Source organism: Dietzia maris, from assembly GCF_014144855.1.
Classification (GTDB): domain Bacteria; phylum Actinomycetota; class Actinomycetes; order Mycobacteriales; family Mycobacteriaceae; genus Dietzia; species Dietzia kunjamensis.
Window position 1 is genome coordinate 1 of record NZ_JAALDN010000380.1, and the last position, 5704, is coordinate 5704.

General features: G+C 69.0%; 6 protein-coding genes. 4 read left to right on the forward strand and 2 right to left on the reverse strand.

The window, feature by feature from the left end:
- The first annotated feature begins 148 nt into the window (after positions 1-148).
- A complete protein-coding gene (locus G6024_RS12385; protein WP_067719370.1) occupies positions 149-661 on the forward strand; it encodes a hypothetical protein in 513 nt (170 codons plus the stop codon).
- Positions 662-745: 84 nt separating this feature from the next.
- Here G6024_RS12385 and G6024_RS12390 read toward each other — a convergent pair whose 3' ends face one another.
- Positions 746-1177 carry a GntR family transcriptional regulator gene (locus G6024_RS12390; protein WP_082924080.1) on the reverse strand — a complete coding sequence of 144 codons (432 nt, stop codon included), beginning with the start codon at positions 1175-1177 and terminating at the stop codon, positions 746-748.
- 2 nt (positions 1178-1179) lie between these two features.
- Positions 1180-2277, reverse strand: a complete 1098-nt coding sequence (locus G6024_RS12395) for a CaiB/BaiF CoA transferase family protein (protein WP_067719367.1) — start codon at positions 2275-2277, stop codon at positions 1180-1182.
- Between the two features lie 446 nt (positions 2278-2723).
- Here G6024_RS12395 and G6024_RS12400 point away from each other — a divergent pair, with 446 nt between their 5' ends.
- The 3 genes from G6024_RS12400 to G6024_RS12410 all read left to right on the forward strand — a co-directional run bounded on the left by G6024_RS12400 (position 2724) and on the right by G6024_RS12410 (position 5401).
- A complete protein-coding gene (locus tag G6024_RS12400; protein ID WP_159148831.1) occupies positions 2724-3386 on the forward strand; it encodes a hypothetical protein in 663 nt (220 codons plus the stop codon).
- A gap of 117 nt (positions 3387-3503) precedes the next feature.
- Positions 3504-4772 carry a formate-dependent phosphoribosylglycinamide formyltransferase gene (gene purT, locus G6024_RS12405; protein ID WP_159148832.1) on the forward strand — a complete coding sequence of 423 codons (1269 nt, stop codon included), beginning with the start codon at positions 3504-3506 and terminating at the stop codon, positions 4770-4772.
- A 65-nt stretch (positions 4773-4837) separates the two neighbouring features.
- Positions 4838-5401, forward strand: coding sequence for a DUF1648 domain-containing protein (locus G6024_RS12410; RefSeq protein ID WP_067719360.1), 564 nt, complete (start codon positions 4838-4840; stop codon positions 5399-5401).
- Positions 5402-5704: the final 303 nt, after the last annotated feature.

Genomic DNA, 5704 nt, shown 5'->3' on the forward strand with positions numbered 1-5704 from the left:
CCTCGACGTCTATCTGCGGACCGACGCGCCCGACCGGCCTACACCCTCATCTGGGAAGAGCCTGGTTCGCATCGAGTGTTTACTTGGTTAGCATCGTAAACTGTTGCTGAAATACGGTCGCAGTTTCGAGCGCAAGGGGGACTGATCCATGCGTCTTTCCACCAAGCTTGGTACTTCCATCTCCACCGCGGCTCTCGGTGCCGCTGCAGTTCTGGGCGGTGCCGGGGTCGCCCAGGCCCAGTCGCTCGGTTCGCTGGGGTCGTCGGCGCCCGACGCTGTCACGCTGACAGTCGCGGGCGACACCGAGGCCGTCGGCGGTGAGATCACTAACAACACGGACGGTGCGCTGACCTGCACCATCGGTGTTTCGAATGCCGAGGTGATCTCCGCCATCGAGAACGGGATCGATGATGAGACCTCCTTCGACGAAGCGAACGCTGCAGTCGCGACAGAGCGGGAGGCCGCTAACGTGTTGGGGCAGAACGCCTTGGCTTTCGCTACTGTGCCCGCTGGTGAAACCGTGACGTGGTCCGGTATCGGCAGCTACGGCCCCGCAGAGGACTTCCGCGCGGGCGCCGCAGACTGTGGTGACGAGGTCGCCTTCGCCTACGAGCCCGGCGGTCTCTTCGGCTCGCTCGACATGGGCTCGCTCGGTAGCTGATCACCGGAGCACCTGAGCGCAACGCCCCGCCACCTAACGGTGGCGGGGCGTTCTGCATGTGTTCGTTGCGGGGCCGAACGACCCTCAACCCAGGTTCTTAAACGCGTTTCGTAGTGCGTCCACGGCGTCGTCGACCCCGAAGCCCGCGCCTGCGGCTGACGAGGCGAACTCTTCCGCAGCTCGGGTCAACGCCGCGCCGGCCACGTCGCCGGCCGCCACGAACGTGCCCGAGCGGCCGCGGCCCTCGAGTACGCCGGACTCCTCGAGTTCGCGGTAGACCTTGGCGGCGGTCGCGGTCGAGATGCCAGCCTCGGCGGCGAGCGTCCGAACCGCGGGCAGGCGGGTTCCCGCAGTGAGTTTCCCGCGTGAGACCGCCTCGACGATCTGGCCCTTGAGTTGACGGAACGGCGGGTTGGGCGACGCGGGATCGACGATCAGGACGACCCCGGCCACGCGAGAGCCGCCGGTCGGGAGGGCGGAGTCCGCCGAGCCGGATTCGGCCCGCGGGTCGTTCATGCTCAGGCCCACACCTGGTCGATCGCGGTTGGCCCGGTCGGCGGGGCGGTCGGGACCGCGGGGGCCGGGGTGCGCGAGAACCGAGGCGCGGGCGCGGGCCCGGCATCGCCGGCGACCTCGACGAAGGTCTCCCTCGCGACGTTGTGCGGGTGGTCGAGCGCCTCGGTGTAGGTCAGCACCGGCGTGGTGCAGGCGTCGGTGCCGTAGAACAGCTCGGCCCACTCGTCACGGGTCTTCTCGGCGAACTTCGCGGCGATGATCTCGCGCAGTTCGTCCCAGCGGTCCATGTCGAACTGCCCGGGCATCCCCTCGCCGTCGATGCCCAGCAATCGGGCGAACTCGGAGTAGAACTGCGGCTCGAGGCATCCGACGGCCATGTACTTGCCGTCCGAGCAGGTGTAGACGTCGTAGAACGGGTATCCGGTGTCGAGCATGTTGGTCCCGGCGACGTCGGACCACTGGCCGCGGGCGCGCATCGCCCACTGGAACTGGCCCAACACCGAGGCGCCGTCGGTCATGGCGGCGTCGATGACCTGGCCCCTGCCGGACGTGGCGCGCTCGATGATCGCGGCGAGGATGCCCTGGATGAGGAACATCGAACCGCCGCCGAAGTCACCGACGAGGTTAAGCGGCGGCACCGGGCGCTCGTCCTTCCGGGCGGTGGCGTTGAGGTGGCCGGTCAGGGAAATGTAGTTGAGGTCGTGCCCGGCGGTGTGGGCGAGCGGGCCGTGCTGGCCCCAGCCGGTCATGCGGGCGTAGACCAGGCGCGGGTTGAGCTCCAAGCACTCCTCCGGTCCCAGGCCCATGCGCTCGGTGACCCCGGGGCGGTAGCCCTCGACCAGCACGTCCGCCTTGGCGATGAGTCCGCGCACCTGCGACAAGCCCTCGTCGCTCTTGAGGTTGGCCTCCACCACGGTGCGGCCGCGGCGGGTGATGTGCGCCCAGCCGCCGACCTGGGTGTCGAGCTCCCCGGGACGCATGACGGTCACGACTTCGGCGCCGAGATCGGCGAGCATCATGCAGGCGTGGGGGCCGGGGCCGATGCCATTGAGTTCGACGACGCGGAGGCCGGCCAGGGGGCCGGAAGAGGAACTGCTCACAGGTGTGCCCTTTCATGTGGCTTTGAACACACATTATCGCCTACAGCCGAATGGATTTGACTCAGGTGACCGGTACTGCCGTTGCGCCTGTGGCCAGTGGTAATAAGAAAGTTAAAATCTAGTTGTGGAACCTTAAAGTTTGCGCCGCTTACGACCGTTGTTGGTGTGATCTATGACACTCCCTGCGAAGGCGTTCACCGGAGCGTCCGCAAGTGTCACCGTGGTCCTCGATGTGGTGGCTTTCACTCACTACAAGGAGCATTCATGTTCGCTCGTAGCCGATTCTTGGCCGGCGCCTCGGCCATCGCCCTCGCAGCCGGAGCCACTCTCGCCGGAGCTCAGGGTTCGTCCGAAATCGCCGCCGTGTCCTCGAACTGGCCGCGACCGCTCTAAACGGCCCCGTGTCGGTGACCCCGAATGAGGAGGGTGGCCCGACGGTTGTTTACGTGAACGAGTCCGGGGAAGACGAAACCTGCGTCGGTTTCACCATGCCGTACGCCTCGGTTGATGAGGTCGGACTCGATCCAACTGGCGACGGCCCGGTCATAGATCTGCTGCCTCAGATCCTCGAGATCCAGGCAATGGGCGGTGTTTCGATGCTCAACGCAGTAGAAGGCGAACCGACCTCATACGACGCCACCGCCACCGATGGCGTCGCGCAGGCAGCGCTCTTCCTGATCGCAGCGGGGGCCGGACTGCCGGTCGCCGAGGGGGCTACCGCGTCCTGGGTGGCGACAGCACCGGAAGAGCCTGCTGCTGCTGCAATACTCTGTATCCCCGACTCTGTCGAGGGTAACGACGCACGTATCGCAGCCCTCAGCACCAACTTCGGCATCGACCCGCAGGTCGTCGCGGACCAGATCAACGGCCGGATCCCCGGGGGCTCCGTGGAGCCCGTCTCCGCCGGCAGCATCAGCGGTGGCAGCGTCGCGACGGGAGCGAGCCTTCTTGGGTCGCTCGGCGGCGGTGACGCTACCGACACCGATGGCGAGGAGGAGGCCGAAGGTGGCAGCTCGTTCACCGGTATCAGCGAGGGCGGCAGCGCCGGTTCCGCCGCCGAGGCCGACGGCGAGGGTGAGGTCGAACTGGAGGCCCTGAACGCCGGCTGACCCAGTCATAACCCGTCAGAACCGGACCGGGCACGGCACGGCACCACACGGTGCCGGGCCCGATAGTCTGTTCAGCCGCACTTCGGCCGTCGTCGCAGGTCTACTAGCGTGGTCGACATGACCGACCCCCACGATCCCCTCGCCCCGCCGACCGTGGACCGCTTCGGCACGCCGGGTGCGCCGACCGCGACCCGCGTGATGCTGCTCGGCTCGGGCGAGCTGGGCAAAGAGGTGACGATCGCGCTGCAGCGTCTCGGTGTCGAGGTCATCGCGGTCGACCGGTACGCCGGCGCTCCCGCCCACCAGGTCGCGCACCGCAGTCACACCATCGACATGACCGACGCCGACGAGGTGCGCCGGGTCGTCGAGCTGGAGAAACCCGAGGTGATCCTGCCGGAGATCGAGGCCATCGCCACCGCCGCGCTCGCGCGGATCGAACAGGACGGCCTCGCCCGCGTCGCGCCCACCGCCCGCGCCGTGCAGCTGACGATGGACCGCGAGGGCATCCGCCGCCTCGCCGCCGAGGAGCTGGGCCTGCCCACGAGCCGCTTCGCGTTCGCCTCCTCGCTGGAGGAGCTGCGGGAGGCGTGCTCCCGGATCGGGTTCCCGTGCCTGGTCAAGCCCACCATGTCGTCGTCGGGCAAGGGACAGTCGTCCCTCCACGGTCCCGAGGACGTGGAAACGGCGTGGGACTACGCGCAGTCCGGTGCCCGCGTCGCTGGGGCGCGCGTGATCGTGGAGTCGTTCGTCGACTTCGAGTACGAGATCACCCTGCTCACCGTCCGCAGCGTCGACCCGGAGACGGGGCAGATCCGCACCGACTTCTGCGAGCCGATCGGCCACCGCCAGGAGCGCGGCGACTACGTCGAGTCGTGGCAGCCGCAGGCCATGACCCGCGACGCCTACGACTCGGCGCGGTCGGTGGCGGCGCGGGTGACGGGCGCGCTCGGCGGGGTCGGAGTGTTCGGCGTGGAGCTGTTCGTCAAGGGCGTCGACGTGTACTTCTCCGAGGTCAGCCCCCGTCCCCACGACACCGGCCTCGTGACGTTGCGCAGCCAGGTGCTCAGTGAGTTCGAGATGCACGCGCGCGCCGTCCTCGGTCTGCCGGTGGTCACCACCATGGCCAGTCCGGGCGCGTCCGCGGTGATCTACGGCGGCACGGGGATCGCGGCGGACGGCACCGAGGGCGACGGGACCGTCGAGGGCGTCGGCTTCGCCGGTGTCGCCCGCGCGCTCGCCGTGCCGGAGGCCGATGTCCGCCTGTTCGGCAAGCCGTCCGCCAGTGAGTTCCGCCGGATGGGCGTGGCCGTCGCGACCGCCGAGGATGTCGAGATCGCCCGCGAGCGCGCGCGTGAGGCCGCCTCGCGTGTGACGGTGGTGAGGTAGGTGCGGAGGGTCGTCATGGCCGCGAGTATGGCGCGGGGGTCCGACAGATCGCGGGGGTCCGACAGATGACGACGACGAGGTCCCCGGCGGACGACGCGCGCGAACTGCCCCGCGAGCCCACCGCGCGGTGGATCACGGTGCTGATCACCGGACTGGTGGCCGTCTGGCTGGGCGTGCTGGCCTGGCAGGCGACAGTCCTGCCGGAGCGGGTGCCCACGCACTTCGGCTCGGGCGGTGAACCGGACGGCTGGTCGAGCAAGAGCGGCGCGCTCGCGTTCTCTGTGCTCGGGCCGCTGCTGTTCGCGCTGCCACTCCCGCTGATGTCGTTGATGGTCCTGCGGTGGCCGTCGTCGATCAACGTCCCCAACAAGCAGTGGTGGACCGCGACGGGCCCACGGCTGCGCCGGTTCGAGCGGCTCATGCGTGAGGACCTGTGGCTGATCACGGCCGTGATGCTGGTGACCCTCATCGGCGTCCAGGCGGGGATCACCGGGGCCGCGCAGACCGACGACGGCCGGTTGCCGGGTCTGTGGCTGGCCGGCCCGCTGATCGTGGCGTTCGTCGGCACCGGAGTCGTCCTCGCGAGGATGTACGGCAGTCGCTACGAGGAACAGTCCGACCTCGACTGACCTTCCTGTGAATGGTCGTCGACCCCATCCACAGGCCCTCGTCGTGAACTCCGTCCCGACGCGTGCCGCCCCTAGCGTGATTCCCGAGCGGCCCGCCACATCCGGGCCGGAGGGGAGCGTGGGTCATGGCGGGGCAGGGGGCTTTCGGTGAGATGCTGCTGGCGTTCGAACAGGTGGCGGTGACTGCCGAAGCGGCCCGTGTCCGCGAGGCGGGCGCGGTCACGGTCGACAGTGCTGCGGGCCTGGTCTCGGCGCTGGCGGAGGCCTCGGCGGCGGCTGCCGGCATGGCGGCGGGAGGCGCGG